33 protein-coding genes are annotated in these 24,713 nt (G+C 62.4%); all 33 read right to left on the minus strand.

What is annotated here, in order from left to right; genetic code table 11:
* Positions 1 to 9 precede the first annotated feature (9 nt).
* Positions 10 to 456 (minus strand): 50S ribosomal protein L13, encoded by a 447-nt coding sequence (gene rplM / locus FVP60_RS04690; protein ID WP_147825069.1) that lies wholly within the window; start codon positions 454 to 456, stop codon positions 10 to 12.
* A gap of 216 nt (positions 457 to 672) precedes the next feature.
* A complete protein-coding gene (locus FVP60_RS04695) occupies positions 673 to 3,558 on the minus strand; it encodes a DUF7507 domain-containing protein (protein WP_147825070.1) in 2,886 nt (961 codons plus the stop codon).
* Between the two features lie 123 nt (positions 3,559 to 3,681).
* Complete coding sequence (locus FVP60_RS04700) at positions 3,682 to 4,395, minus strand: endonuclease/exonuclease/phosphatase family protein (protein ID WP_187240559.1); 714 nt, start codon at positions 4,393 to 4,395, stop codon at positions 3,682 to 3,684.
* A 49-nt stretch (positions 4,396 to 4,444) separates the two neighbouring features.
* The gene (gene truA / locus FVP60_RS04705; protein ID WP_147825072.1) at positions 4,445 to 5,287 is read right to left on the minus strand and encodes a tRNA pseudouridine(38-40) synthase TruA; all 843 of its coding nucleotides are present in this window, start codon (positions 5,285 to 5,287) and stop codon (positions 4,445 to 4,447) included.
* Between the two features lie 284 nt (positions 5,288 to 5,571).
* Positions 5,572 to 6,771, minus strand: coding sequence for a cation:proton antiporter (locus FVP60_RS04710; protein ID WP_147825073.1), 1,200 nt, complete (start codon positions 6,769 to 6,771; stop codon positions 5,572 to 5,574).
* A 181-nt stretch (positions 6,772 to 6,952) separates the two neighbouring features.
* Complete coding sequence (locus FVP60_RS04715) at positions 6,953 to 7,984, minus strand: GNAT family N-acetyltransferase (RefSeq protein ID WP_147825074.1); 1,032 nt, start codon at positions 7,982 to 7,984, stop codon at positions 6,953 to 6,955.
* A gap of 121 nt (positions 7,985 to 8,105) precedes the next feature.
* Positions 8,106 to 8,645, minus strand: coding sequence for a 50S ribosomal protein L17 (rplQ, locus tag FVP60_RS04720; RefSeq protein ID WP_147825075.1), 540 nt, complete (start codon positions 8,643 to 8,645; stop codon positions 8,106 to 8,108).
* Positions 8,646 to 8,688: 43 nt separating this feature from the next.
* Positions 8,689 to 9,669 carry a DNA-directed RNA polymerase subunit alpha gene (locus FVP60_RS04725; protein WP_147825076.1) on the minus strand — a complete coding sequence of 327 codons (981 nt, stop codon included), beginning with the start codon at positions 9,667 to 9,669 and terminating at the stop codon, positions 8,689 to 8,691.
* 117 nt (positions 9,670 to 9,786) lie between these two features.
* Entirely contained in the window at positions 9,787 to 10,185 is a 399-nt protein-coding gene (rpsK, locus tag FVP60_RS04730; RefSeq protein ID WP_147825077.1) for a 30S ribosomal protein S11, read from the minus strand.
* Positions 10,186 to 10,212: 27 nt separating this feature from the next.
* Positions 10,213 to 10,590 (minus strand): 30S ribosomal protein S13, encoded by a 378-nt coding sequence (gene rpsM, locus FVP60_RS04735; RefSeq protein ID WP_147825078.1) that lies wholly within the window; start codon positions 10,588 to 10,590, stop codon positions 10,213 to 10,215.
* A gap of 138 nt (positions 10,591 to 10,728) precedes the next feature.
* Complete coding sequence (rpmJ, locus tag FVP60_RS04740) at positions 10,729 to 10,845, minus strand: 50S ribosomal protein L36 (RefSeq protein ID WP_071644008.1); 117 nt, start codon at positions 10,843 to 10,845, stop codon at positions 10,729 to 10,731.
* A 60-nt stretch (positions 10,846 to 10,905) separates the two neighbouring features.
* The gene (gene infA, locus FVP60_RS04745; RefSeq protein WP_116648310.1) at positions 10,906 to 11,127 is read right to left on the minus strand and encodes a translation initiation factor IF-1; all 222 of its coding nucleotides are present in this window, start codon (positions 11,125 to 11,127) and stop codon (positions 10,906 to 10,908) included.
* Positions 11,128 to 11,336: 209 nt separating this feature from the next.
* A complete protein-coding gene (locus tag FVP60_RS04750; RefSeq protein WP_147825079.1) occupies positions 11,337 to 12,863 on the minus strand; it encodes a choice-of-anchor A family protein in 1,527 nt (508 codons plus the stop codon).
* 685 nt (positions 12,864 to 13,548) lie between these two features.
* Positions 13,549 to 14,250, minus strand: coding sequence for a DsbA family protein (locus tag FVP60_RS04755; RefSeq protein ID WP_187240560.1), 702 nt, complete (start codon positions 14,248 to 14,250; stop codon positions 13,549 to 13,551).
* A gap of 7 nt (positions 14,251 to 14,257) precedes the next feature.
* On the minus strand, positions 14,258 to 15,103 hold the full coding sequence (gene map / locus FVP60_RS04760; RefSeq protein WP_147825081.1) for a type I methionyl aminopeptidase: 846 nt from the start codon (positions 15,101 to 15,103) through the stop codon (positions 14,258 to 14,260).
* 3 nt (positions 15,104 to 15,106) lie between these two features.
* The gene (locus FVP60_RS04765) at positions 15,107 to 15,712 is read right to left on the minus strand and encodes an adenylate kinase (RefSeq protein WP_147825082.1); all 606 of its coding nucleotides are present in this window, start codon (positions 15,710 to 15,712) and stop codon (positions 15,107 to 15,109) included.
* Positions 15,709 to 17,046, minus strand: coding sequence for a preprotein translocase subunit SecY (gene secY / locus FVP60_RS04770; RefSeq protein ID WP_147825514.1), 1,338 nt, complete (start codon positions 17,044 to 17,046; stop codon positions 15,709 to 15,711). Before secY ends, FVP60_RS04765 begins: the two co-directional genes overlap by 4 nt.
* Before the next feature lie 92 nt (positions 17,047 to 17,138).
* The gene (gene rplO, locus FVP60_RS04775; RefSeq protein ID WP_147825083.1) at positions 17,139 to 17,693 is read right to left on the minus strand and encodes a 50S ribosomal protein L15; all 555 of its coding nucleotides are present in this window, start codon (positions 17,691 to 17,693) and stop codon (positions 17,139 to 17,141) included.
* The gene (rpmD, locus tag FVP60_RS04780; RefSeq protein WP_147825084.1) at positions 17,693 to 17,878 is read right to left on the minus strand and encodes a 50S ribosomal protein L30; all 186 of its coding nucleotides are present in this window, start codon (positions 17,876 to 17,878) and stop codon (positions 17,693 to 17,695) included. Before rpmD ends, rplO begins: the two co-directional genes overlap by 1 nt.
* Positions 17,878 to 18,576: a 30S ribosomal protein S5 gene (rpsE, locus tag FVP60_RS04785; RefSeq protein WP_147825085.1), complete on the minus strand. Its 699-nt coding sequence runs from the start codon at positions 18,574 to 18,576 to the stop codon at positions 17,878 to 17,880. Before rpsE ends, rpmD begins: the two co-directional genes overlap by 1 nt.
* Positions 18,573 to 18,932 (minus strand): 50S ribosomal protein L18, encoded by a 360-nt coding sequence (gene rplR, locus FVP60_RS04790; protein ID WP_147825086.1) that lies wholly within the window; start codon positions 18,930 to 18,932, stop codon positions 18,573 to 18,575. Before rplR ends, rpsE begins: the two co-directional genes overlap by 4 nt.
* Before the next feature lie 2 nt (positions 18,933 to 18,934).
* Positions 18,935 to 19,471 (minus strand): 50S ribosomal protein L6, encoded by a 537-nt coding sequence (rplF, locus tag FVP60_RS04795; protein ID WP_147825087.1) that lies wholly within the window; start codon positions 19,469 to 19,471, stop codon positions 18,935 to 18,937.
* A gap of 6 nt (positions 19,472 to 19,477) precedes the next feature.
* Positions 19,478 to 19,876: a 30S ribosomal protein S8 gene (gene rpsH, locus FVP60_RS04800; RefSeq protein ID WP_147825088.1), complete on the minus strand. Its 399-nt coding sequence runs from the start codon at positions 19,874 to 19,876 to the stop codon at positions 19,478 to 19,480.
* Between the two features lie 156 nt (positions 19,877 to 20,032).
* Positions 20,033 to 20,623 carry a 50S ribosomal protein L5 gene (gene rplE, locus FVP60_RS04805; protein ID WP_147825089.1) on the minus strand — a complete coding sequence of 197 codons (591 nt, stop codon included), beginning with the start codon at positions 20,621 to 20,623 and terminating at the stop codon, positions 20,033 to 20,035.
* On the minus strand, positions 20,623 to 20,982 hold the full coding sequence (rplX, locus tag FVP60_RS04810; protein WP_147825090.1) for a 50S ribosomal protein L24: 360 nt from the start codon (positions 20,980 to 20,982) through the stop codon (positions 20,623 to 20,625). The genes rplE and rplX overlap by 1 nt, the downstream gene beginning before the upstream one ends.
* Positions 20,983 to 20,984: 2 nt before the next feature.
* Positions 20,985 to 21,353 (minus strand): 50S ribosomal protein L14, encoded by a 369-nt coding sequence (gene rplN / locus FVP60_RS04815; RefSeq protein ID WP_147825091.1) that lies wholly within the window; start codon positions 21,351 to 21,353, stop codon positions 20,985 to 20,987.
* A gap of 33 nt (positions 21,354 to 21,386) precedes the next feature.
* Entirely contained in the window at positions 21,387 to 21,677 is a 291-nt protein-coding gene (rpsQ, locus tag FVP60_RS04820) for a 30S ribosomal protein S17 (protein WP_147825092.1), read from the minus strand.
* Positions 21,677 to 21,988, minus strand: a complete 312-nt coding sequence (gene rpmC / locus FVP60_RS13285; RefSeq protein ID WP_147825093.1) for a 50S ribosomal protein L29 — start codon at positions 21,986 to 21,988, stop codon at positions 21,677 to 21,679. The genes rpsQ and rpmC overlap by 1 nt, the downstream gene beginning before the upstream one ends.
* On the minus strand, positions 21,988 to 22,407 hold the full coding sequence (rplP, locus tag FVP60_RS04830; RefSeq protein WP_147825094.1) for a 50S ribosomal protein L16: 420 nt from the start codon (positions 22,405 to 22,407) through the stop codon (positions 21,988 to 21,990). Before rplP ends, rpmC begins: the two co-directional genes overlap by 1 nt.
* A complete protein-coding gene (gene rpsC / locus FVP60_RS04835; RefSeq protein WP_147825095.1) occupies positions 22,407 to 23,159 on the minus strand; it encodes a 30S ribosomal protein S3 in 753 nt (250 codons plus the stop codon). Before rpsC ends, rplP begins: the two co-directional genes overlap by 1 nt.
* Complete coding sequence (gene rplV, locus FVP60_RS04840; protein ID WP_147825096.1) at positions 23,159 to 23,554, minus strand: 50S ribosomal protein L22; 396 nt, start codon at positions 23,552 to 23,554, stop codon at positions 23,159 to 23,161. The genes rpsC and rplV overlap by 1 nt, the downstream gene beginning before the upstream one ends.
* Positions 23,555 to 23,576: 22 nt before the next feature.
* Positions 23,577 to 23,858: a 30S ribosomal protein S19 gene (gene rpsS, locus FVP60_RS04845; RefSeq protein ID WP_147825097.1), complete on the minus strand. Its 282-nt coding sequence runs from the start codon at positions 23,856 to 23,858 to the stop codon at positions 23,577 to 23,579.
* A gap of 11 nt (positions 23,859 to 23,869) precedes the next feature.
* Positions 23,870 to 24,709, minus strand: a complete 840-nt coding sequence (gene rplB, locus FVP60_RS04850; protein ID WP_147825098.1) for a 50S ribosomal protein L2 — start codon at positions 24,707 to 24,709, stop codon at positions 23,870 to 23,872.
* Positions 24,710 to 24,713: the final 4 nt, after the last annotated feature.

Genomic DNA, 24,713 nt, shown 5'->3' on the forward strand with positions numbered 1-24,713 from the left:
AATCGGCGCTTACTGGGCGACCTGGTCGAAAACGTACGTCTTGGGCAGCTGTGCGGCGTGCGGGTGCTCTGCACCTGCGTATACCTTCAGCTTGCTGAGCTGGTTGCGGCCCAGGGTGTTCTTGGGGAGCATGCCGCGAACGGCCTTCTCCACAGCACGAACCGGGTGCTTCTCGAGAAGCACGGCGTACGACGTAGCGGTCAGACCGCCCGGGTAACCCGAGTGGCGGTAGGCCATCTTCTTCTGGAGCTTCTGACCGGTCAGGGCGACCTTTTCAGCGTTGATGATGATGACAAAGTCACCCATGTCCATGTGCGGAGCGAAGGTGGCCTTGTGCTTGCCGCGAAGGAGCGTTGCTGCGTGAGATGCGAGGCGACCGAGAACGACGTCAGTCGCGTCGATAACCAGCCACTCGCGCTGGGCTTCGCCAGCCTTCGGCGTGAAAGTGCGCGTCATGATTGAGCTGCTTTCTTGTGGATCGAACGGAGAGGTTCGTGAATCCCACTCCGGGAGGGTTCTGTCAGAAGCCTGACGAACACATCGGTGGAGGGCTCACGTTCGTGGGCACGCGAGCAGTCGCATGCACCAAAGGTCAATACTACGCGATCTTGGGGTCACGAGCAAAACGAGCTGCTGCGGTGAGGGAATTCACTGCTGCAGCTCGCTATCGGATTAGGTTGTGCGTCGGCGACGAATGCCGAACAAGACCGCTCCCCCGATCAGGAAAGCGCCCGCGAGTCCCGCGATGAACGAGGTTGCCGCGCTGTCTGATCCGGTTGTCGGAAGCGTCGGCGCGCTTGTCGGCGCCGCCGTCGTGGGCGCTGGCGTTGTCGGCGCCGGCGTCGATGGTTCCGGCGTCGGCTCGGCTGTCGGCTCCGGGGTCACCGGAGTCTCACCAAGGCCGTGCCACTGGGCCGTCACGTTGTCAACGCCAACGGCTGAGCCCGTTGCGATGTTTACATAGGCGCCAGCCGGAACCACGCCGCTGGCTGTGAAGGTCACCGACTCTCCGATGTCGAGGGTGCCGTCAAACCCGGCCGGCCACGCGATCGCGCCCAACTGGTCATCGACAACGCTCACGCCCTCAACCGGAGTCTCGCCCGTATTCGAGACGACATAGGTGAAGACCACCTCAGCTCCGGCTGCGACCGGCACCGCATCGGCCGCAGTCGGAGCCGTCGTGCCGTTACCCTGCTTAGTGATCGCGATCGCGCTCACCAGTGGTTCCGGAACATCTCCTACGCCGTGCCATTCGGTGAGAGCATCCTCGTTACCTTCCGACGAAGCGGTGGCGACGTTGACGTACGCTCCCGCCGCAACGGGTCCGGTGGCAGTGAAGGTCACCGAAGCGCCCGGCTCAAGGGTTCCGGTGAAGCCATCGGGTGCCGCAATCTCGCCCAGCTGGTCATCAACGACGCCGACGCCAACTGCCGGAACGTTGCCGTTGTTGGTGACGACGTAGGTGAAGGTCACGGTGGAGTGGGCCGGAACATGCACCGCGTCATCGACGGTTGTGGCGACGACCGTGTTGCCCTGCTTCACAATCGTGAGCCCGGTGGTCACGCCGAAGCCGTGCCATTCGGCCAGAACGTCTTCAGTCTCGTTCGAGGTCACCGTCGCGACGTTGACATATTCACCCTCGGCAATGGGCCCCGTTGCCGTGAAGGTTGCCGAGGCGCCTGGCGCGAGCGTGCCGGTAAAGCCAGCCGGCGGCGCAATGACGCCCAACTGGTCATCCGACAGTTCGACACCGGTCACCGGCACGTTGCCGGTGTTCTCCACAACATAGGTGAAAGTCACCGTGGAGTCGGCCGCCACCGAGATCGCATCGTCAGCGGTGGGGGCAGACGCGCCATTTCCCTGCTTGGTCAGAGTGAGCGCCGCAACAGGTTCTGCCGGCGCCGCGACAATCCAGTCGCCGTTGCCCGCTTCGTTCCATGCGGAAACCCGGAACTCGTAACTCGCCGCCGGGTCAAGACCCGTGATCGTTGCGGCGGCGTCTGTGCTGGCAGGCGTCGAGATGACAGCCCACGTCGCGCCACCATCGGTCGATGCTTCAACGACATAGTCGCGCAACGGGGTCTGAGCGTCTGGGGTCACACCGAGCGGCAGCGCATCCCACGTCAGGGTGACGTCAGTCTTCGCCGCTGAGGCGTACGCAGCGGTCAGGCCCGCAACCGGGTCTGGCGTGCGCGCAAAGATCTGCACTCGAGTGGAAGGGGCCCCTTCGTCGACGGTCAGATACATGAAGCCACGCTCATCAAACGCGATGCCGCGCACCACGCGCATCTGCCCGTTGTTGGTTCCGAGGCCAAAAGCGCTGAACTTGCCCTTCGGGGTTCCGTCGCTAGCAAAAACGTTCAGCAGGCCATCGCGCTGGGCGACGTAGACGTCTTGGGTGGTTGGGTCTACCGCGATCGAAAAAGTCACGGCGCGCGACGTGGAGTCGTCGCCGTTTCCGTTGTTCATGGTTCCAACGCCAAATCGCTGCAGCACCGCACAGCGGTCGCGCGAGCTACCCGCGGGGTTACCCACTGCTTCGGTCGTGCACGCGTCGAGATCGATGCGCTCGATGAACGAACCTCGCCCCGAGCCCGGGTCGATGTAGCCGACGAGAACATCGTTTGCGGCGGTGGTGGGGTCGGCGGTCACGGCGTACGGCGAGCGGAACCCGGCATCGCTGGGATAGGCCGTGCCTGTAGCCTGGTTGAGGAAGATGTTGCGCACGAACGTGCCGTCGCTGGTGTACTCCTTCAGGAGTTCTGGCACTTGGCTTGTCGCCAGCATGTTGCCGTTCTCCAGGCGGGTAATACCGACCGTGTAACCCAGAACGTCGGGCGCGTTGCGATTTGCCCAGCCTGCTGTCGCTGACAATGCCTGGCCGAACGACGCGCACTCGGTTCCGTCCGGGTTGAGCAGTCGAACCGGCTTGCCTGTCGGGTTGATCGCGGTGCCATAGTGGTCTGAATCGAGCACCCAGGCGACGCCTTCTTCGGTCACGGCGACGCCGCGAGCGCCGACGAACTGGCCATTGGGTAGCGTCGAACCATCAAGCACCTGCGCGTCGGCGAGAGCGTCAAAGTTGGCGCCGATGCCGTCGTTCACGCCGGCCGCCGGAACGGCATATGCCCCGTCTGACATGTATTGGCCCGCGGCCCAATCGGCGATGTTCAGGTCATAGTGCATCACGCGAGAGTCGCCCACGTAGCAGATGCTTCCCATCACCGTGCCGCCTGCAAACGCACAGAATAGGGAGTTGCTGGTGTAAGTAGTCTTGGCGCTGTCGGTCATCCACAGGCTGCCGTCAATCGGGCTGAAACTCAGTCCGTATGTGAAGGTACTGCTGATCGAGCGGGTGGTGATATCGCCGACATACCCCCAGAGGCCAGACCCCTGGGCCTTACCTTGCGTTGGCGCGACGCTGGTGACGCCCGCCGGCGTCGTCGCGATGCTTGGATCTCCCGTGACAGCGGTCGCTGACGACGGGAGAACGATAACTGATGCTGCGACGACGAGCGCCGCCACAGACGCCCACAGTGGGCGCGCTGAACGTCTCATTTGGATAAACCCCCGGGTTTTTCGGTGCCCCCAAATGACGCCGCCACAAGCTTAGCGCGAGTTAGACATAGAGGCTATCCAACGAGGGAACGTTGGCGTGGTGTTACCGGTGCCGGGCGTTACTCAGACGATCGCGGGGTTGCCCACCTTGGTCGGGCTGGTCGGGTTGGTCGGCAGGCTCGCGTCGATCTGAATGGGTAGGTGGTCGCTCGAACCCTGCGGCAGCGTGGTGATGGCGTCAATCTGAAAGCCAATGGAGGTGGCGAAGTCGTAGTAACCCTTGAAGAAGCGGTACCGCGTGTACGTGCGGCTGTCGCTCATCGACAGTTCGTACCCGGCCTCACGCATGCGCTGTGACAGGTTCTCTTTGAAGACGGGGTAGTTGTAGTCGCCCACCATGAGAACCGGGAGTCCGTCGCCGAGCTGGCCGAGTTCGTGCAGCGCGACTCGAATCTGGTGCCGCCTGAGCGAATTGAGTGCGGTGAGCGGGGCCGCGTGAAATGAGGCGACGATGAAGTCGCGGTTGTCGTCAATGTCGTGCAGGCGCACACCGAGCACGCGCTCGTGGGCCGGGCGGAGCACGCGGTCGTGGATCGATTTCTTGAGCGACAGGGTGAGGGTCTCGCCAATGCGGTAGGCACTTTCCCGCGCATAGACGGCGAGACCGAGCCGGTTGAGCCGCGTCGCATCGGCGAGCTGCAGCCCCGCGATGTGGTCGGGAATGTCGGTAGTGTCACACTCCTGCAGGCACAGCACGTCGACGCCACGCTCGGTCACGAGCTCCTGCAGCTCGAGGGCGGCGCGGTGCTTTCGCAGGTTGTATGAAATGACTCGCATCACTGCCAGCCTACGCCCGCCCGTGGCACTCGTGCCGTGGTTCCACTGTTCAATCGAGCTCGCGACGGGCGCGGGTCTGCTCGGCGCGCGTACCAAGCAGGTCGTCGGCCGGATACCCCACCTCGGCCAGCGTCAGGCCACGAGGCGCAAGCACTTTGAACGCACTCGTGCGCTCGCCCGCTTCGCGCAGCGTGACAACATCGTCGGGCTGCAATCGCCCCTCCCCGACCGCAGCGCACGCACCGACGAGGGCGCGCACCATCGAGTGGCAGAACGCATCGGCCCTGAGGTGAGCAACCAACACACCCGCGTCATCGCGCCGCCAACCAAACTCCAACAGCGTGCGAATCGTGGTGGCCTCTTCTCGCGGCTTGCAGTAGGCGGCGAAGTCGTGCAGCCCGATGAGGCGGGATGCGGCCTCATTCATGGCATCGACATCGAGGCTCGCCTTGTGAAACGTGGTGAACGCGCGCGTGAGTGGATGGTAGCCAGAAATCTCGTCCGCCAGGCGGTACTCATAGCGACGCCACACGGCGGAGAAACGCGCGTCAAACCCTTCTGGCGCGCGCGATGCGGCGATCACATCGACATCACTGTACGCACCGATGACGCCGCGTACCCGCCGTGCCAGCAACGCAATTGGGTCATCACCCGGGGCGACTCGGCGCTGCAGGATGCGCTCGGTCTGCTCGTCGTCCAGATCAACGTGGGCGACTTGACCAGACGCGTGCACCCCCGCATCGGTGCGTCCGGCGACAACGAGCCGAATGGTTCCGCCCGCGATGCGCTCCAACGCGGCCTGCAGTGTGCCCTGCACCGTTCGCAGGCCCGGCTGAGTCGCCCAGCCCCGAAAGTGGGTGCCGTCGTACGCAATGTCGAGGCGAATCCGCATGAATCCAGCCTATCGGTGCCCATGGTTCCGCCCCGCGCGCGGTGGGGTGTGGTGTTTCGTGGTTTGGCGTGGTGTGGCGTTTCGGCGCCCGGCGTTCCGGTGCCCGGCGCTCCGGTGTGGTGATCCGGTCGGCGTTCCGCCCGGCGCGGACGTTCCCAAATGTCGAACAGGTTGGGGCGACACGCCGCGCGCAGGACGGCAGGACGGCAGTAAGACAGGATCAGTCCGACATTTGGAACGGTGCGAGCCTCGCGCGCGGCGCGAGCGTCGGGAAATCCGGCTACTCAGACGACGCGCGCGTGGCGGAGGCCGACCAGGCGTGCGGCAAGCGGGAACAGCAGCACGGTGGTGGCGCCGGCGGCGACGAGGGCAGAGGCGAGTCCTTCGCTCATCAGATCGTTGCCGACCGCAATGTTTGTGACGGCGACAATAATCGGCAGGCCCGTGGCCGCAAACAGCGCGAGCTGACGCCGCTCGTGCGGGGTGTCGAGGCCGCTGCCGGTGTCGAACAGGCGCTCTGAAACCAGAATCGGAACGCCGCGGCACAGCCAGATCGCAACGACCGCGACGATCCACGGCAGGGGGTTTCGCACGACGCTTGCGACGTCGATAGCCATGCCAGAAACGACAAAGAAGACCGGGATGAGAAATCCGTATCCGATGGTCTCGAGCTTCTTCTCGAGGTCAAAATCCAGACTCGTTTGCGCCTGCCGCAACACCATGCCCGCGGCAAAAGCCCCCAGCACGACATCAAGCTCGAACACCGCTGCGATCGCCATCAGCGCGACCAACATGAGCAGTGTCGCGCGCACCAGCAACTGCCCGGTGCCGCCTGCCGATGACTGCAAGAAGGTCGCTAGCCCGGGCACCTTGGCCAGAAGTTTGCGCGGCAGCGACCACATCAACAGCACCGCGACGCCGAAGATCCCCAGCAAGACGAGAGACGCCAACGGGGTGTGACTCGACAGCAGAACCGCCATCGCCAGCACCGGCGCCAGCTCGCCAACCGCGCCGTTCGCCAGCACCGCCTTGCCGAGCTTCGTCTCGGTGATTCCCAGTTGCTTCAGAATGGGAAGAAGAGTGCCCAGCGCCGTCGAGGAGAGCGCAATCGCAACGGCAATCGCGCTGGTGAAGCCATACTGCCAACCCACCACAAGCGCAAGCGCGAGCGCGAGCAGAAAGCTGACGCCCCACGTCGCCCAAGCAAAGGCGCCCTGCCTGCCGCCCAACGAACGCGGATGAATCTCGAAACCTGCCAGCAAAAACAATAGGCCAAGCCCCAGCTCGCTGACCAGCTGCACACCACCGTCGGTCGAAGCAAGCCCTACCCCGTGCTGCCCGATGAGCAGGCCAAAGCCGAGAAGCAACACCACATCTGGCACGTATCCGCGCAGCAGTCTCGAGAGCAACGGCGCCGCGAACACGGCGAGCATGATCCAAAACAACGACACGATCGCTGTCGTCGATTCGGCCTCAGTACTCATCGGCAGGTGCACCGTGCAATTCTGACACGGCGAAGCACCCAACACCGCGCCGCAATACGGCATTCGCGCCCCCGCAAGAGCATCACGACCTCAGCGGCGGCGGAACCACGGAACCAGCGGAACCAGCGGAACCAGCGGAACCCAGGACCCCACAGAACCAACGAACCCGCGCCCGAGCCCCCTAAAGCTCCATACCCAGCGCAACCTCTACGTCGGTCGCGACGAATCCCATGCCCGCGTACAGGGTGTTGGCGCCGGTCGGGCTTGAGGAGTCGACGTCGAGGGTCGCCTTGGCAAGCCCGTCGGCGCGCGCCCGGCGCAGCGCCTCAGCGATCAGCGCCGGCGCAAGCTTCTGCCCGCGACGAGCGCGCGTCACACCGATTAGGTCGATGTATGCCGCGCGGTACCCCTGCAGCTCGGTGTCGTCCTCGTTCACAGAGCTGAGCGTGAAGCCAACCACATTCGAGGTACCGCGTTCCACGGCCACTACCGAGAGGTCCTCGCGAAAAATTTCGCCCGTGACAAACCGCTCCCAGCGGTCAACAGATGTGGGCTGGCTGCCCCAATGGTCTCGGAACGAGTCGTTGCGCGCCAGCCGGGTCGCCTCACGAAGCTCGGGCGTGAACGTCACGATTTCTACGTCATCGGCGATGGTGATTTCGGGAATTTCTGCCGCGAGGTCGCGCTCCATGGTGTGAAAGTAGCGCTCGATCGTCAGCCCAGCGTCGACGCCAATTCCGATCGCGTCGACCGTACGCTCCTGCGCATACATGCCGATCCACCCCGGCAGAGCCTCCGCGCGTGCCGCCAGGCGCTGCAAGGCGCGGGCCTTCGACCAGGCAAGCATCGAGGTTCCGATGCCCCTACCCCGCACCTCGGGACGAACGGTTCCGTTCAGGTAAATCTGCACGCGTGTCTCGGCACTCGACGCAGGCATCACGCCAGCGAAGGCGAGCGCGCGGCCATCGGCGCCAAAGCCAATAAGTGTATCGACCGCGGCATCGAGGTTCGGGCCAACGAGCAAGTCCTCGACCTCTTCGCGCGGCGACGCCCAAGACGGGTGGTCGACGGCCTCGGCCGCGTGAGTCAGCGTAACAAGAGCGTCAAGATCATCCATCGTTGCCGCCCGCACCACCGCAAGGTCGGGGTGCTGAACAACCGGCAGTTCGGCTGGTGCCGACAGGCGATGCGACAAGGGCTGGGGTTTACTCATTGCCCCAGCCTATCGTCCGCCCTCCCCGCCGCCGCGGCGCTGCGCACCACGTGGTTCCGGAACCACGGCACAACGCACGAGGCCCTCCTCCCGAAGGAGAAGGGCCTCGTGATGAAGCGAATTACTTCGAGTCGCCCTCGGCTGCATCAGCAGCCTCGGTCTCGACAGCCTCGGTCTCGACGACCTCGACGGGAGCCTCTACGGTCTCCTCGACGGTTTCTTCAACGACCTCGACAGGTGCTTCTTCCTTTGCAGGCTTAGCAGCTGCCTTCTTGGCCGGCTTTGCAGCGGCCTTCTTGGCGACGGGCTCAAGAACGAGCTCGATGACAGCCATGGGAGCGTTGTCGCCCTTACGGTTGCCAATCTTGGTGATGCGCGTGTAACCACCCGGGCGGTCAGCAACGAGCGGAGCGATCTCAGCGAACAGGACGTGCGTAGCGTCCTGGTTGCGGAGGATGCTCAGCACGCGCCGACGCGCGTGCAGGTCGCCACGCTTTGCGAACGTGACGAGGCGCTCAGCAACCGGACGCAGGCGCTTGGCCTTGGTCTCGGTCGTCTGAATCGAGCGGTGGGTGAACAGCGCAACAGCGAGGTTTGCAAGAAGCAGACGCTCGTGAGCGGGGCCGCCTCCGAGGCGGGGTCCCTTTGCAGGCTTAGGCATATCTCTTTACTCCAGGGAAATTTCTGAAAAGAAGTCGTTCGACTTAGTCTTCGTAGCCGTCGTAGAAGTGGGCGCCGTCAAAACCGGGCACCGAGTCCTTCAGCGACAGACCGAGCGAGGTGAGCTTGTCACGAACCTCGTCAACCGACTTCTGACCGAAGTTACGGATGTTCATCAGCTGGGTCTCGCTGAGAGCAACAAGCTCCGAGACCGTGTTGATGCCTTCGCGCTTCAGGCAGTTGTAGGAACGAACCGACAGGTCAAGGTCTTCGATCGGCATCGACAGCTCGTTGCTCAGAACGGTCTCGACCGGCGCGGGGCCGATCTCGATGCCCTCAGCCTCGACGTTCAGCTCGCGTGCGAGACCGAACAGCTCGGTGAGCGTGCGACCAGCCGAAGCAACCGCGTCACGCGGAGCAATCGACGGCTTTGCCTCGACGTCCAGGATCAGCTTGTCGAAGTCGGTGCGCTCACCCGCACGGGTGGCGTCGACACGGTAGCTAACCTTGAGAACCGGCGAGTAGATCGAGTCGATCGGAATCTGACCAGCCTCAGCGAACTCGTTGCGGTTCTGCGTTGCCGAAACGTAGCCACGGCCACGCTCGATCGTCAGTTCCAGCTCGAACTTCGCGGTGTCGTTGAGCGTCGCGATAACCAGCTCGGGGTTGTGCACCTCGACACCGGCCGGAGCCGAGATGTCAGCGGCGGTCACTTCACCCGCACCCGTCTTGCGCAGGTAAGCCGTGATGGGCTCGTCGCGCTCGCTCGAGAGAACCAGCTGCTTGATGTTCAGGATGATCTCGGTGACATCTTCCTTCACGCCAGGGATCGTGCTGAACTCGTGCGAAACACCATCGAAACGAACGCTCGTGACTGCAGCGCCCGGGATGGACGAAAGCAGGCTGCGGCGCAGTGCGTTTCCGATGGTGTAACCGAATCCGGGCTCCAGCGGCTCAATGATGAACCGGCTGCGGAACTCCGCGATCTTCTCCTCGGTGAGAGTGGGACGCTGTGCAATAAGCACTATGTGTTCCTTTCAATCAAGTGCCCGCTATATGACACTTGCGGTTGAGGTTTTAAGTTGACCGGCTTGCGCCGGGATGGGAACCGCGCCAGCATTACGCTGGCGCGGTAAAAACCATCAGACGCGGCGGCGCTTCGGCGGACGGCATCCGTTGTGAGCCTGGGGCGTCACATCCTGGATCGAACCGACCTCGAGGCCTGCAGCCTGCAGCGAACGGATTGCCGTCTCGCGACCCGAGCCCGGGCCCTTCACGAGAACGTCAACCTTCTTGACACCGTGCTCCTGAGCGCCCTTAGCGGCCGCTTCAGCTGCCATGCCGGCAGCGTACGGGGTCGACTTACGCGAGCCCTTGAAGCCCACGCCACCCGACGATGCCCAGCTGATAACAGCGCCGGACGGGTCGGTGATCGAAACGATCGTGTTGTTGAAGGTCGACTTGATGTGTGCAACACCGAGCGCGATGTTCTTCTTTTCCTTGCGACGCGGCTTACGCGCAGCAGTCTTAGGTGCAGCCATTGCTCTTTCCTAATCCTTCCGGGCGGCCTAGCGGCCGGCCTTCTTCTTGCCGGCGACGGTCTTCTTGGGACCCTTGCGCGTGCGTGCGTTGGTCTTGGTGCGCTGACCGCGAACCGGAAGGCCGCGACGGTGGCGGATACCTTCGTAGGATCCGACCTCAACCTTGCGGCGGATGTCAGCTGCCACCTCGCGGCGAAGGTCACCCTCCACCTTGTAGGTTGCGTCGATGTAGTCACGGAGCGTGACAAGCTGGTCGTCCGAGAGGTCCTTGACGCGGATCGACTCGTCGATTCCGGTCGCGGCGAGAATCTCGACCGAGCGGGTACGGCCGATGCCGTAGATGTACGTGAGGGCGATCACCACGCGCTTGTCGCGCGGGATGTCAACGCCGGCAAGACGTGCCATGCGGTTCTCCTGTGGAGTATGTGGAGGTATGGGGCAACATCCGTTCCCGAGCCTCCACCCGGGGTGTCCCCCGCGAACGGGTTCCGATGCTACCTATGGCAAATATTTAGTTGTGAAGCGGAACGAACCGCGCGGGTTTTAGCCCTGGCGCTGCTTGTGACGCGGGTTGCTCTTGCAGATCACCATGACGCGTCCGTGACGACGGATCACGCGGCAGTGGTCGCAAATGGGCTTGACTGAGGGGTTAACCTTCATGATTTTTTCCTGTTTCGCTGTCTTCGCCTCGGTAACCCGAGGCGTTACTTCTCGACCGGTTTAGCGGTAGCGATAAACGATGCGACCGCGGGTGAGGTCGTACGGGCTGAGCTCGACGACAACACGGTCTTCGGGGATGATACGGATGTAGTTCTGCCGCATCTTTCCGGAGATCGTTGCAAGCACTTTGTGACCGTTGGTCAGCTCAACGCGGAACATCGCGTTGGGCAGAGCTTCGGAAATCGTGCCTTCAATCTCAATGACACCGTCTTTTTTAGCCATAGCCTCGCTACCAATGTGCAAACCGGTCGGTCTGCGTGGATGTGGATTGTGGCACCCGCCGATTCAGACACGCCGAAATCAAGGCATAAGGCACCAAAGATTTATACTATACGTGCTCCGGGCATCTCGGCAAACCGAGACCCCCAGACTAGCTGTGTCTTTGATGTGTGTCTCGATGCGCGTCTTCCTCGGCGCCCGCGATTCGGGCCCTACGCCGAGCGTCGCACGCGCGCAAACAGCATGGTCGCGATTCCCGCGAAGAGCACGGCGAGGCCGCCGCTGATCAGTGCGGGAGACACGGAACCACCAGTGCGCGCGAGCTGATTCTCGGTTGCGTCGGAGGTGGTGGTTGCGCCGCCGGAACCATTGGCTTCGCCACTTGGGTGGGTGCCGGTTTCAGTATCCGCGCCGGCGCCGGTTTCGGTTTCGGTGTCGGTGCCGGGTTCGGTTTCGGTGTCGGTGCCGGGTTCGACCTCGACCTCAATTTCGGGTTCGGGCTGGATCTCAGCGCCGGTATCAATGTCGGAGCCACCTTCGGGCTCACTGCCCTCACCGTCACCACCGGTTCCGGTATCACCACCTTCGCCTTCACCGTCACCACCGGTTCCAGTGTCGCCATCTTCGCCCTCGCCGTCACCACCGGTTCCGCCACCTTCGCCTTCGCCGTCGCCGGGTTCACCACTGGTTCCGTCGTCAGCGCAGGTGCCTGCCCATGGGTAGGAGTGCAGCTCGTTGCCGACACCGTCTAGCGTCAGGTCGCCGCCGACGTAGATTCGGCCGTTCGTGCTCGCCGCGATCTGCGTTGCCAGCGCGTGGGGCGCGAGGACTGACCCCGGAACCTGGCTCGATCCGAGGAGCTTGACGTCTTCGGCGTCCGCGAAGTTCCACATGATGGATGCGGCAATGTCGCCGTCGCCCGCGGCACGCATATCGAACCCAATTCGCGAGTTGTAGTCCCAGTGACCAGGGTCGAAGGCAACGGGCCCGCCGGTGACGTTGACCAGAACGGGCGTGTGCGGCCGGATATTGGCGAACGTGATGTGCTTGGCGGCATTCAGATCGGAAGCTGCAATCGTGAAGACCTGCACCTCGTCGGCGCCGGTTCCGGTGAAAACAGTCGGCGTCCAGTTGCTGTTGGGGTCAACGGTGCCGTTGTCTTCCAGCAGCGCAAGCGCGTCCGACCAATCGTGCAGGTGCGTCGCCATGCGCTGATACGGGTCAAGGGCCGCGTCTCGCCCCATCCCGGTCGTCGTTGTCGCTGTGCCCTGACTGATGGTTCCGCTAGCCGCACCACCAACCTGCACCCGCCCGCCCTCGATCGCGAGGTCGGCGATGTGCAGCGAGTAGGGCGCCGCGATGGCGAGGTCTCCGCCGACCTGCAACATCAACTCCCCCGGGTTCGGACGCACATCAGAACCAATCGCAATCCCGACCACGAACGATTTCGACTCGACGGTCATATCGCCGGCAACGACCACGCGCCCCTCGGCCTCGGCCGAACCGCCGGTGTAGAGATTGCCGCCGACAAACGTGTTCACATTAGTGTCATGCACCTGCGCCTGCGGCGGCGTGGTTCCATCAATCCACGGAAATCCGCCAGCCGGCGCACACGCCGCCAGCGGTGCACCAATTCCGTCCGGCAGCGGAGCGGCCATCGCACTCTGCGCCAGACCTCCGGCAACCATCACGACGCCAACGACTGCGGCAATTCCGCCAACGCGCAGCGGGCGCGCCAAATTCTTCCCCAAAACGACTCTCCCGGTTCGTAGTTTGTAAAGAAAGTATACAAATTTACGAGATGGGTTACCGGTTAAAAACAGACAGTGCGTACTTTTCGTGCACGAGCACGCGGCTTCCCGTGCAACCGCGCCCGCGGGACGCCGCCCGCACCCGAGCTGCTGGCCGCCGCGCACGACAGGCCGGCCACCCCTCCCCTACGCGAGGGCAGGAGATTACGCCCGCAGAAGGAGAATCTGCGCCAAAACTCCTGCCCCCGGCGTAATCTCCTTCTGCCGCGTGTACCCAGCACACGCGGGCGGGCGACGGAACCACGTGACAGCGGAACAAACAGGACCACGGAACCCCGTGGCCGTGGGGTGACCGGAGCGCGAGACCTGGTTCCAACGCAAAAACTGGCCCACCCCTACGCGAGAGAAGGAGATTGCGCCCGCAGAAGGAGAATCCGCGCCAAAACTCCTGCCCCCGGCGTAATCTCCTTCCCCCACGCGTACCCAACACACACGAGCGAGCGACGGAACCACGTCGCAGCACGTGCACAGGTCGCAGGGCCTCGAACCCCGCGGGAGCACGTGCAAAGGCCACGAAACCACGAAACCCCCCGCACGCTACCGATGGCACCGCGGGGCAAACGCAACGGGCGGGAGATGGTAATCCATCTCCCGCCCGTGAAGGTGCGTGAACTTACTCGCCCGAGGCTGCCTTTGCGAACAGGTCGGTGAAGTACGTTTCGGTCAACGTTCCGAGCTGAATGTACTCGTCGTTGATCAGCACGGTCGGCGTGTAGAGGCCGTTGTCTTGGGGGTTGCGCGGCATGGTGTTGCGCGTCTGCTTGGTGACGAAGTCGGCGAAGGTCTGCTCGGTCTGGCAGGCCTTGATGTCGACACCGAGGTTGGAGGCCAGCTCGATGAGACGGTCATCCGACAGCCCGACGGTTTGCTCGCTCGGCTGCTTTGCGAACAGTGCATCCATGTAGCTCATCGTGAGCTCGGGCTTTTCCTCTGCCACGCAGTAGAACGCGTTCGCGGCGCGGGTGGAGTACTTCGTGCCCTGCGAGGCGTTATCGAGAATGCTCACGGCGTGAATGGCGAGGGAGATCTTGTCGTCCTTGGCCAGGTCGCGCAGGTCGCCACCGAAATTGGTCTCAAAGTTCTTGCAGTTCGGGCACATGAAGTCAACGAAAACCGAGACGGTGTCTTCGCCCTCGCCGATCGTGACCGCACCCGTTTCAGCGTCAACGGCGGCCGGGATGTTCTCGGCGGGCAGCTTGCTGGCCGCCTGGTTGCTGAACACCACGACAATCGCGATCGCAGCAACGGCCACTACCACGCCAATGCTGGTCCAGATGGCGAACCAGTTGGTCTTCTTTACGGGGGGCTTAGCCATGTCTTTCCTAGCCAATCGGTGTAGGGGTAATACCAAACGGAGCAAGTCCCGCGGCACCACCATCGGTAGCCGTCAGCACCCAAATACCATTCTCATGCACCGCAACGCTGTGCTCCCAGTGCGAGCCCATCGAACCGTCAACCGTCGTGACGGTCCACTCGTCGTCTTCAACAAACGTGGTCTCAGAGCCGCTGGTCACCATCGGTTCGATGGCAAGCACCAGGCCGGGCTTAACGACCTCGCCACGATCAGGCGTGCGGTAGTTGAACACCGTCGGCGCCTCGTGCATCTTTCGGCCGATGCCGTGACCGACGTACTCGCGCAAAATGCCGAACGTCTGTCCGGTGCGTGAGAACGGGCGAGCGACGATGTAGTCCTCGATCGCCGCAGAGATTTCACCGATGCGCTGCGCCGACGCCATGGCGGCGATACCAGCCCACAGCGAACCTTCGGTGACCTCGCTCAGCTCACGCCGTTCCGCCACGTCTTGCTCATTCGCATCGCCCGGAACAATAAACGTGCGAGCCGAGTCACCGTTCCAGCCGTCGAACTGAGCACCGCAGTCGATCGACACAATGTCGCCAGCCTGCAAAACCCGCTCGGTCGGAATGCCGTGCACCACCTGGTCGTTGACCGAGGCGCACACGGTGTGGAAATAGCCCGGAACCAGCATGAAGTTTGGTTCGGCACCGCGGAGGCGAATCACCGCCTCCGCTGCGGCATCCAGCTCAAGCGTTGTGACACCGGGGCGGATCAACTCCGCCACCGCGTCCAGCGCGGCAGCGGTGATGAGACCAGGCTCGATCATCGCCCGCACCTGAGCGGGCGACTTGTAAATCGACTTACGGAACACGAGTTAAGCGTTAGCGGTTGCGGTGAGCCCGCGAGCCGCGAGAGCCGCGAAAATGCGCTCAGTGATCTCGTCAAGCGAACCAACACCGTCGATAGTGTCGACGATGCCACGCACGCCATAGACCTCGAGAATCGGAGCGGTCTCGCGCTCGTAGATGTCGAGGCGCTTAGCGATCGCTTCTGGGGTGTCGTCTTCACGACCCTGCTGCTGGGCGCGAAGGGCGATGCGTTCGATCGACTCTTCACGCGGAACAGCGAGCTCGATAACCGCGTCCAGTGCCTCGTCACGGTCCCCGAGGAATTCATCCAGGTGACCGACCTGCGCACGGTTGCGCGGGTAGCCATCGAGAAGGAATCCGGAGGCCGCGTCGTCTTCTGACAGGCGGTCGCGAACCAGGTCACCCGTGAGCTCGTCCGATACCAGGTCACCGCGAGCGGTGATCTCCTGCACCTTCTTGCCGAGCTCGGTTCCGTTCTTGATGTTCGCGCGGAAGATATCTCCCGTCGACACCACCGGAATACCGAAGGCTTCGGCGATACGAACACCCTGGGTTCCCTTGCCGGAACCTTGCGGGCCGACGATCAGAAAACGTGCGGAGGCGGTGGTCATCGCAGGAGCCCTTCGTAGTGACGCTGCTGCAGCTGAGCATCGATCTGCTTCACGGTTTCAAGACCGACACCGACCATGATCAGGATCGACGCGCCACCGAACGGGAAGTTCTGGTTGGCGCCAACCGTCGCGAGGGCGATGAACGGAATGAGAGCCACGATGCCGAGGTAGATGGAACCAGGGAAGGTGATGCGCGTCAGGACGTACTCAAGGTACTCAGCCGTGGGGCGACCTGCGCGGATACCCGGGATGAAGCCGCCGTACTTCTTCATGTTGTCAGCAACCTCAACCGGGTTGAAGGTGATCGCAACGTAGAAGTAGGTGAAGCCAACGATGAGCAGGAAGTACACGAGCATGTACAGCGGCGAGTCACCCGTGGTGAGGTACTGCGCGATGAACGTCACCCACGGTGCCGGCTCTTCACCGGCCGCAGGCTGGTTGAACTGCGCGATCAGCGCGGGGATGTACAGCAGCGACGAAGCGAAGATGACGGGCACAACACCGGCCATGTTCACCTTGATCGGAATGTACGTGTTGGTTCCGCCGACGGTGCGACGACCCACCATGCGCTTCGCGTACTGCACCGGAATGCGGCGCTGCGACTGCTCAACGAACACGACGAGCGCGACGATCAGAATGCCGACGAGGATGACGAGGAGGAAGACCTCGAAGCCACGCGTAGCCCAGATGATGCCCATGGCGCCGGGGAAGGTGGCGGCAATGGAGGTGAAGATGAGCAACGACATGCCGTTGCCGATACCGCGCTCGGTGACGAGTTCGGCAAACCACATGATCAGACCGGTACCGGCCGTCAGCGTGATGATCATCATCAGCTGGGCGTACCACTCCTGGTTCGTGAGCAGCTCTGCACACGGACCGCCAGCGTTACCGAAAAGCTGACCAGTACGAGCGACGGTAATCAACGTCGTCGACTGCAGCAGAGCCAGGGCAATCGTGAGGTAACGCGTGTACTGCGTCAGCTTCGACTGGCCGGCCTGGCCCTCCTTGTGGAGAGCCTCAAAGTGAGGGATGACCACACGCAACAGCTGCGTGATGATCGTTGCCGTGATGTACGGCATCACACCCAGCGCGAAGATCGACAGCTGGAGCAGAGCCCCGCCGGAGAACATGTTCACGATGGACATGAGTTGAACCGGACCGCCTTCTCCGGTGGTTCCGGAGTTCAGAGCGATGCAGTCCTGCACGTTTGGATAGTCAACAAACGGCGCAGGGACGTGAGCGCCCAGGCGATAGATGGCGATGACCGCCAGGGTGAAACCGATCTTCCGACGAAGGTCGGGTGTACGGAAGATCCGCGCGATGGCGCTAAACAAAAGCATTCCTCCTGACGAGCAAGGCGGTGGCAGTGCGGGCGGTCGGAGTCCGGAGACTCCGACCGCCCGTCACTCAGCGTAAGCCATAAGGCTTAGGCTACCGAACCACCTGCAGCAACGATCTTCTGCTCAGCCGAGCTCGAGACCTTGTCTACCTGGACATTCAGCTTAACGGTGATGTCGCCGTTGCCGAGGACCTTCACCTTTTCGTTCTTGCGAACAGCACCCTTTGCGACCAAGTCAGCAATGGTGACGTCGCCACCGTTGGGGTACAGCTCCGTGAGCTTGTCCAGGTTTACAACCTGGTACTCAACACGGAACGGGTTCTTGAAGCCGCGCAGCTTAGGCGTACGCATGTGGAGCGGCATCTGGCCACCCTCGAACCCGACCTTGACCTGGTAACGAGCCTTCGTACCCTTGGTACCACGGCCAGCCGTCTTACCCTTCGAGCCCTCACCGCGACCCACACGGGTCTTGGCCTTGTGCGCTCCGGGAACCGGACGGAGGTGGTGAACCTTGAGCACGCCGGGGCGCGAGGCCGGAGCCTCGGCCTTAGCGGCCGGCTTCTTCGCGGCAGGCTTCTTAGCCGCCGTCTTCTTGGCGGGGGCCTCGACCGTCTCTACGGTCTCGTCCTTCTTTTCAGCCATTAGTCGATCTCCTCAACCTTGACGAGGTGAGCAACGGTACGTACGTAACCGCGCGTCTGGGAGTCATCGGGACGAACGACCGAGTCGCCGATCCGCTTGAGACCCAGCGAACGCAGCGTGTCGCGCTGGTTCTGCTTTTCGCTCACCTTGGACTTGATCTGGGTTACCTTGAGACGCGCAGCCATCAGGCACCTGCCTTTGCTTCCGCAGCAGCCTTAGCGGCGCGTGCTTCGATCTTGAGGATCTTGGCCGGAACCACCTGGTCGTAGTCAAGACCACGACGAGCGGCAACCGCACGCGGCTCTTCCAGCTGCTTAAGTGCTGCCACCGTTGCGTGAACGATGTTGATCGTGTTCGACGAACCGAGCGACTTCGACAGAACGTCGTGGACGCCAGCGCACTCGAGTACGGCGCGAACCGGACCACCGGCGATAACACCGGTACCAGCTGCTGCCGGACGGAGCAGAACAACGCCTGCTGCCGCCTCACCCTGAACCGGGTGCGGGATCGACGATGCTACGCGAGGAACGCGGAAGAAGTTGCGCTTGGCGTCTTCCACACCCTTCGAGATAGCGAGAGGAACTTCGCGTGCCTTGCCGTATCCGACGCCGACAACACCGTTACCGTCGCCGACAACGACGAGAGCGGTGAAGCTAAAGCGACGACCACCCTTGACGACCTTCGAAACGCGGTTGATGGTGACGACGCGCTCGAGGAACTGGCTTTCGGCACGGTCACGCGAACCGCGGTCGCGGTTCGGGTTACGCTCGCGACCACCACGGCGAGCCTCACGGGGCTCACGCTCGGTCGTCGCCTCAGCAGCTGCAACCTCAGTCGCTGCCTGAGTGACTTCAGCCACTTCGTTCTCCTTGTTTTCGCTCACAGGTTCAAGCCTCCCTCGCGGGCGCCGTCTGCAATTGCTGCAACGCGGCCGGCGTAGCGGTTACCGCCACGGTCGAACACAACTGCCTCGATACCGGCAGCCTTTGCGCGCTCGGCGAGGAGTTCCCCAACCTTACGAGCCTTTGCGGTCTTGTCACCGTCGTTTGCACGAAGGTCGGTCTCGAGCGTCGATGCCGAAACAAGGGTGTGACCCTTGCTGTCGTCGACGATCTGAACGAACACGTGACGTGCCGAACGGGTCACAACGAGGCGCGGACGCTCTGCCGTACCAACGATGTGCTTGCGAAGACGCGCGTGACGACGTGCACGTGCGACTGACTTCGACTTCACAGCCATGGTTACTTACCAGCCTTTCCGGCCTTGCGACGAACAACCTCGCCTGCGTAACGCACACCCTTGCCCTTGTACGGCTCGGGCTTACGGATCTTGCGAATGTTCGCGGCAGCCTCACCGACGGCCTGCTTCGAGATACCCGTCACGGTGAGCTTGTTGTTGCCCTCAACCGTGAGCGTGATGCCCTCGGGTGCGTCGACGACGACCGGGTGCGAAAAACCAAGGGCGAACTCAACCGAGGTGCCCTTCTGCGCAACGCGGTAACCGGTTCCGACAACCTCAAGGCCCTTGGTGTAACCCTCGGTGACGCCGATGATGTTGTTGTTGATGAGGGTGCGGGTCAGGCCGTGCAGCGAACGCGAAGCGCGCTCGTCGTCGGGGCGAGTAACCACAACCTGGTTGTCCTCGATCTTGACCTCGATGGGGCTAGCAACGTTAAGAACGAGCTCACCCTTCGGGCCCTTGACCGAGACTGCCGAACCGTCAACCGAAATGGTCACACCGGCCGGGATGTTGATGGGAAGACGTCCAATACGCGACATCAGTGATCACCAAACGTAGGCGAGGACTTCCCCACCCACGCCCTTCGACTCAGCCTGGCGGTCCGTGAGGAGGCCAGAGGAGGTGGACAGAATGGCGATACCGAGGCCACCCAGAACCGTGGGGAGCTCCGTCGACTTCGCGTAAACGCGGAGGCCGGGCTTCGAAACGCGCTTGATGCCAGCGATCGAACGCTCGCGGTTCTGGCCGTACTTCAGCGTCAGCGTGAGGTTCTTACCAACGCGTGCGTCGGAGACCTCCCAGCTGGCGATGTAACCCTCAAGCTTGAGGATTTCGGCAACGTGCGTCTTCAGCTTGCTCGACGGCATGGTCACGGTGTCGTGGTGCGCCGAGTTCGCGTTGCGCAGACGGGTCAGCATATCTGCGACCGGGTCTGTCATTGTCATTTGTTATTTCCTTTGTTCACCAGGTTTCGACGCCGCGTTACACGCGAGCCGACCTGTGGTGGTGGATACCAAAGATCTATCCTCTCATGCCGGTTCCCCACGTTGTGACACGTGGGGAACCGGTGAGAGTGATTTTTGGCGATTTCGCCGAGCTAATTACGCCTGAGCGTCGTCAGCACGGAACGGGAATCCAAGGTGACGCAGCAGAGCGCGACCCTCGTCATCCGTCTTCGCCGTGGTTACGACAGTGATGTCGAAACCGCGAACGCGGTCGATCTTGTCCTGGTCGATCTCGTGGAAGACCGACTGCTCCTGCAGACCGAACGTGTAGTTACCGTTGCCGTCGAACTGCTTGCCCGAGAGACCGCGGAAGTCGCGGATACGGGGCAGTGCGAGCGAAACCAGGCGGTCGACAAATTCCCATGCACGGTCGCCGCGAAGCGTGACGTGTGCACCAATTGCCTGACCCTCGCGCAGCTTGAACTGTGCGATGGACTTCTTTGCCTTGGTAACGATCGGCTTCTGACCGGTGATTGCGGTCAGGTCGGCGACAGCACCATCGATGACCTTGGAGTCACGAGCTGCTTCACCGACACCGGTGTTGATGACAACCTTGACCAGTCCGGGGATCTGCATGACGTTTTCGTAACCGAATTCGTCCTGCATCGCCTTCTTGATCTCGGCGTTGTACTTCTGCTTGAGGCGCGGCTGGATCTTGCCAGCAGTCGCAGCAGTTGCGTTGCTCATCAGAGGTCCTTACCGCTCTTCTTTGCGTAACGCACGCGAACCGTGCGCTTGACGCCATCCTTCGTCTGCTCCTCAACGCGGTGACCGACCTTGGTCGGCTTCTTCGTCGAGGGGTCAACGAGGGCAACGTTCGAAATGTGGATCGGTGCTTCCATCGTCTCGATGCCACCGGTCTTGGTGCCGCGCTGCGACTGACCAACACGCGAGTGCTTCGTGATGTAGTTCACACCTTCAACGATGACGCGGTTCTGCTCGACAAGGACGTCAAGTACCTTGCCCTGCTTGCCGCGGTCTCCGCCGCGCTCGGGCTTAGCGCCCGTGATGACCTGAACGAGGTCACCCTTCTTGATCTTCGCCATGATCAGATAACCTCCGGTGCCAGCGAGACGATCTTCATGAACTTTTTGTCACGAAGTTCACGACCGACCGGACCGAAGATACGGGTGCCGCGGGGCTCCCCGTCGCTCTTCAGGATGACGGCAGCGTTCTCGTCGAACTTGATGTACGAGCCGTCCTGACGGCGCGTCTGCTTCTTCGTGCGGACGACGACCGCCTTAACGACGTCACCCTTCTTCACGTTTCCGCCGGGGATTGCGTCCTTGACCGTAGCGACAATGACGTCACCCAGACCTGCGTAACGACGGCTGGAGCCACCGAGAACACGGATCGTGAGCAATTCCTTCGCACCGGTGTTGTCGGCGACCTTGAGGCGGGATTCAGTCTGAATCACTTGTTACTCCCTAATTCCAAGAAGCCCTCGGGCTTACTTGGCCTTCTCGAGGATCTCGACGAGACGCCACCGCTTGGTAGCGCTCAACGGACGGGTCTCGTTGATGAGAACGAGGTCGCCGATGCCGGCGCTGTTCGTCTCATCGTGAGCCTTAACCTTCGACGTGCGACGGATGACCTTGCCGTAGAGGGGGTGCTTAACGCGGTCCTCAACCTCTACAACGATGGTCTTGTCCATCTTGTCGCTGACAACGTAGCCACGGCGAGCCTTGCGGTCGCCGCGCTCAACGGCCTCAGCCTTGACGGCTTCGTCCTTTGCAGCCATTACTCTGCGTCCTCCTTCGCGACGTCAGCCTCGTCGGCCTTCTTCGCCTTAGCCTTCTTCGCCTTGGGAGCCGCCTCAACGGGTGCGGGCGTGGCACGAATGCCAAGCTCGCGCTCGCGGATCACGGTGTACAGGCGTGCAATGTCGCGCTTGACGGCGCGGATGCGACCGTGGCTCTCGAGCTGGCCCGTTGCCGACTGGAAGCGCAGGTTAAACAGCTCTTCCTTGGCCTTACGGACCTCCTCGAGGAGGCGCTGGTCTTCGAACGTGTCCAGCTCGCTCGGAGCGAGCGTCTTGGTGCCGATCGCCATTATGCGTCGCCTTCCTCGCGCTTGATGATGCGTGCCTTGAGCGGCAGCTTGTGGATGGCACGGGTCATGGCTTCACGAGCAAGCTGCTCGTTAACGCCGGCGACCTCGAAGAGGACGCGACCCGGCTTGACGTTTGCGACCCACCACTCGGGTGAACCCTTACCGGAACCCATGCGGGTTTCGGCGGGCTTCTTCGTCAGCGGACGGTCGGGGTAGATGTTGATCCACACCTTTCCACCACGCTTGATGTGACGGGTCATTGCGATACGAGCGGACTCGATCTGACGGTTGGTTACGTATGCGGAAGTCAGGGCCTGAATGCCGAACTCACCGAACGAAACCTTGGTTCCACCGGTAGCTGCACCATCACGCTTGGGGTGGTGCTGCTTACGGAACTTAACCTTACGAGGGATAAGCATTACGCCGAAGCTCCTTCCGTGACCGGTGCCTCTGCGTTGCGCGGGGCGCGACGGGGGCGGTCACCACGGTCGCGGGACGGCTTCTGGTTAGCCTGCTCGCGCGCGAGTTCCTTGTTGGTCAGGTCGCCCTTGTAGATCCAGACCTTCACGCCGATACGGCCGAAGGTGGTCTTTGCCTCGTAGAAGCCGTAGTCGATGTTCGCACGAAGCGTGTGCAGCGGCACACGACCTTCGCGGTAGAACTCCGAACGGCTCATCTCAGCACCGCCGAGGCGGCCGGAAACCTGGATACGAATACCCTTAGCGCCTGCACGCTGAGCACCCTGGAGGCCCTTACGCATCGCGCGGCGGAATGCCACGCGAGCGGTGAGCTGCTCTGCGATGCCCTGTGCAACCAGCTGAGCGTCAGCCTCGGGGTTACGAACCTCGAGGATGTTCAGCTGGATCTGCTTGCCGGTGAGCTTCTCAAGGTCAGCGCGAATGCGCTCAGCCTCAGCACCACGGCGACCGATGACGATACCCGGGCGAGCCGTGTGGATGTCCACACGAACGCGGTCACGGGTGCGCTCGATCTCGATGTTGCTGACACCGGCACGGTCCAGCTGCGTCTGCAGCAGGCGGCGGATCTTGATGTCCTCGGCGACGTAGTCAGCGTAACGCTGGCCGGGCTTCGTCGAGTCCGAGAACCAACGTGACACGTGGTCCGTCGTAATACCGAGGCGGAAGCCGTACGGGTTAACCTTCTGTCCCATTACTTGCTCGCCTTCTTCTTAGCCGCAGGAGCAGCGTCTGCTGTCTCCGGCGTGGAGAGCACGACCGTGATGTGGCTCGTGCGCTTCTTGATCTGGAATGCGCGACCCTGTGCACGGGGGCGGAAACGCTTGAGCGTCGTACCCTCGTCCACGAATGCGTTCACCACGTACAGATCAGCCTCGTCCAGCGACTCACCGTTCTTGTCCGCGGTAACGCGGGCGTTAGCGATGGCCGAGTGAACCAACTTGTAGATCGGCTCCGAAGCTGCCTGCTGCGCGAACTTCAGGATGGCGAGGGCTTCTTCAGCCTGCTTTCCCTTGATAAGCGCAACGACGCGACGAGCCTTCTGAGGGGTCACGCGGATGTGTCGCACGCGTGCGATGGACTCCACCATTTCTTCTCCTCTGCGCCACCGCTTAGCGGCGGCGGCCCTTCTTGTCGTCCTTCACGTGGCCGCGGAAGGTGCGGGTGGGCGCGAATTCGCCCAGCTTGTGGCCAACCATCGTCTCCGTAACAAATACGGGGATGTGCTTGCGACCGTCGTGAACGGCGATCGTGTGTCCCAGCATGGACGGCACGATCATCGATCGGCGCGACCAGGTCTTGATGACGTTCTTCGTTCCCGCTTCGTTTTGCGAGCTGACCTTGCGAAGCAGGTGCTCGTCGACGAAGGGGCCCTTCTTCAGACTGCGTGGCATCTTATTGACTCCTACTTACGCTTCTTGCCAGCGGTACGGCGACGCACGATGTACTTGTCGCTTTCCTTGTTTGCGTGACGGGTGCGGCCCTCGGCCTGGCCCCACGGGGAAACGGGGTGACGACCACCAGAGGTCTTACCCTCACCACCACCGTGCGGGTGATCAACCGGGTTCATAGCGACACCACGAACGGTCGGGCGAACGCCCTTCCAGCGCATGCGGCCAGCCTTACCCCAGTTGATGTTCGACTGCTCGGCGTTGCCGACCTCGCCGATCGTTGCGCGGCAACGAGCGTCGACGTTACGGATTTCGCCAGACGGCATGCGCAGCTGCGCGAAGTTGCCGTCCTTTGCAACCAGACGAACCGAGACACCAGCCGAACGTGCGATCTTTGCGCCGCCACCGGGGCGAAGCTCGATTGCGTGAATAACGGTACCCGTGGGGATGTTCTTCAGCGGCAGGTTGTTGCCCGGCTTGATGTCGGCGCTTGCGCCCGACTCAATGATGTCGCCCTGCTTGGTCTTGTTCGGAGCCAGGATGTAGCGCTTGGTTCCGTCGACGTAGTGCAGGAGCGCGATGCGTGCCGTGCGGTTGGGGTCGTACTCGATGTGAGCAACGGTTGCGTTAACGCCGTCCTTGTCGTTACGACGGAAGTCGATAACGCGGTACTGGCGCTTGTGGCCACCACCGATGTGACGGGTCGTGATGCGACCCTGGTTGTTACGACCACCGGTCTTGGACAGCGGGCGCAGCAGCGACTTCTCAGGCGTGGAACGCGTGATTTCTGCGAAGTCAGCAACCGACGAGCCGCGGCGACCAGGAGTCGTGGGCTTGTACTTACGAATAGCCATTTTT

Source organism: Microbacterium mitrae (assembly GCF_008017445.1).
GTDB lineage: Bacteria > Actinomycetota > Actinomycetes > Actinomycetales > Microbacteriaceae > Microbacterium > Microbacterium mitrae.

Excerpts from the sequence above, each read along its gene's own strand:
- rplF (WP_147825087.1), bottom strand. The coding sequence starts at position 19,471 with ATGTCGCGTATTGGACGTCTTCCCATCAACATCCCGGCCGGTGTGACC.
- rpmC (WP_147825093.1), bottom strand. The coding sequence starts at position 21,988 with ATGGCGATCGGCACCAAGACGCTCGCTCCGAGCGAGCTGGACACGTTC.
- rpsK (WP_147825077.1), bottom strand. The coding sequence starts at position 10,185 with ATGGCTGCACCTAAGACTGCTGCGCGTAAGCCGCGTCGCAAGGAAAAG.
- rplR (WP_147825086.1), bottom strand. The coding sequence starts at position 18,932 with ATGGCTGTGAAGTCGAAGTCAGTCGCACGTGCACGTCGTCACGCGCGT.
- rplP (WP_147825094.1), bottom strand. The coding sequence starts at position 22,407 with ATGCTTATCCCTCGTAAGGTTAAGTTCCGTAAGCAGCACCACCCCAAG.
- rplQ (WP_147825075.1), bottom strand. The coding sequence starts at position 8,645 with ATGCCTAAGCCTGCAAAGGGACCCCGCCTCGGAGGCGGCCCCGCTCAC.
- rpsS (WP_147825097.1), bottom strand. The coding sequence starts at position 23,858 with ATGCCACGCAGTCTGAAGAAGGGCCCCTTCGTCGACGAGCACCTGCTT.
- rplX (WP_147825090.1), bottom strand. The coding sequence starts at position 20,982 with ATGGCGAAGATCAAGAAGGGTGACCTCGTTCAGGTCATCACGGGCGCT.
- rplB (WP_147825098.1), bottom strand. The coding sequence starts at position 24,709 with ATGGCTATTCGTAAGTACAAGCCCACGACTCCTGGTCGCCGCGGCTCG.
- rplE (WP_147825089.1), bottom strand. The coding sequence starts at position 20,623 with ATGAGCAACGCAACTGCTGCGACTGCTGGCAAGATCCAGCCGCGCCTC.
- rpsM (WP_147825078.1), bottom strand. The coding sequence starts at position 10,590 with ATGGCACGTCTTGCCGGCGTTGACATCCCGCGCGACAAGCGCGTGGTG.
- rpmJ (WP_071644008.1), bottom strand. The coding sequence starts at position 10,845 with ATGAAGGTTAACCCCTCAGTCAAGCCCATTTGCGACCACTGCCGCGTG.
- FVP60_RS04695 (WP_147825070.1), bottom strand. The coding sequence starts at position 3,558 with ATGAGACGTTCAGCGCGCCCACTGTGGGCGTCTGTGGCGGCGCTCGTC.
- truA (WP_147825072.1), bottom strand. The coding sequence starts at position 5,287 with ATGCGGATTCGCCTCGACATTGCGTACGACGGCACCCACTTTCGGGGC.
- rpsC (WP_147825095.1), bottom strand. The coding sequence starts at position 23,159 with ATGGGACAGAAGGTTAACCCGTACGGCTTCCGCCTCGGTATTACGACG.
- FVP60_RS04715 (WP_147825074.1), bottom strand. The coding sequence starts at position 7,984 with ATGAGTAAACCCCAGCCCTTGTCGCATCGCCTGTCGGCACCAGCCGAA.
- FVP60_RS04755 (WP_187240560.1), bottom strand. The coding sequence starts at position 14,250 with ATGGCTAAGCCCCCCGTAAAGAAGACCAACTGGTTCGCCATCTGGACC.
- FVP60_RS04700 (WP_187240559.1), bottom strand. The coding sequence starts at position 4,395 with ATGCGAGTCATTTCATACAACCTGCGAAAGCACCGCGCCGCCCTCGAG.
- rpsH (WP_147825088.1), bottom strand. The coding sequence starts at position 19,876 with ATGACAATGACAGACCCGGTCGCAGATATGCTGACCCGTCTGCGCAAC.
- rplO (WP_147825083.1), bottom strand. The coding sequence starts at position 17,693 with ATGGCTGAAAAGAAGGACGAGACCGTAGAGACGGTCGAGGCCCCCGCC.
- rpmD (WP_147825084.1), bottom strand. The coding sequence starts at position 17,878 with ATGGCTGCGCGTCTCAAGGTAACCCAGATCAAGTCCAAGGTGAGCGAA.
- rpsQ (WP_147825092.1), bottom strand. The coding sequence starts at position 21,677 with ATGGCTGCAAAGGACGAAGCCGTCAAGGCTGAGGCCGTTGAGCGCGGC.
- FVP60_RS04765 (WP_147825082.1), bottom strand. The coding sequence starts at position 15,712 with ATGACCACCGCCTCCGCACGTTTTCTGATCGTCGGCCCGCAAGGTTCC.
- FVP60_RS04710 (WP_147825073.1), bottom strand. The coding sequence starts at position 6,771 with ATGAGTACTGAGGCCGAATCGACGACAGCGATCGTGTCGTTGTTTTGG.
- rplM (WP_147825069.1), bottom strand. The coding sequence starts at position 456 with ATGACGCGCACTTTCACGCCGAAGGCTGGCGAAGCCCAGCGCGAGTGG.
- rplV (WP_147825096.1), bottom strand. The coding sequence starts at position 23,554 with ATGGTGGAGTCCATCGCACGCGTGCGACACATCCGCGTGACCCCTCAG.
- infA (WP_116648310.1), bottom strand. The coding sequence starts at position 11,127 with ATGGCTAAAAAAGACGGTGTCATTGAGATTGAAGGCACGATTTCCGAA.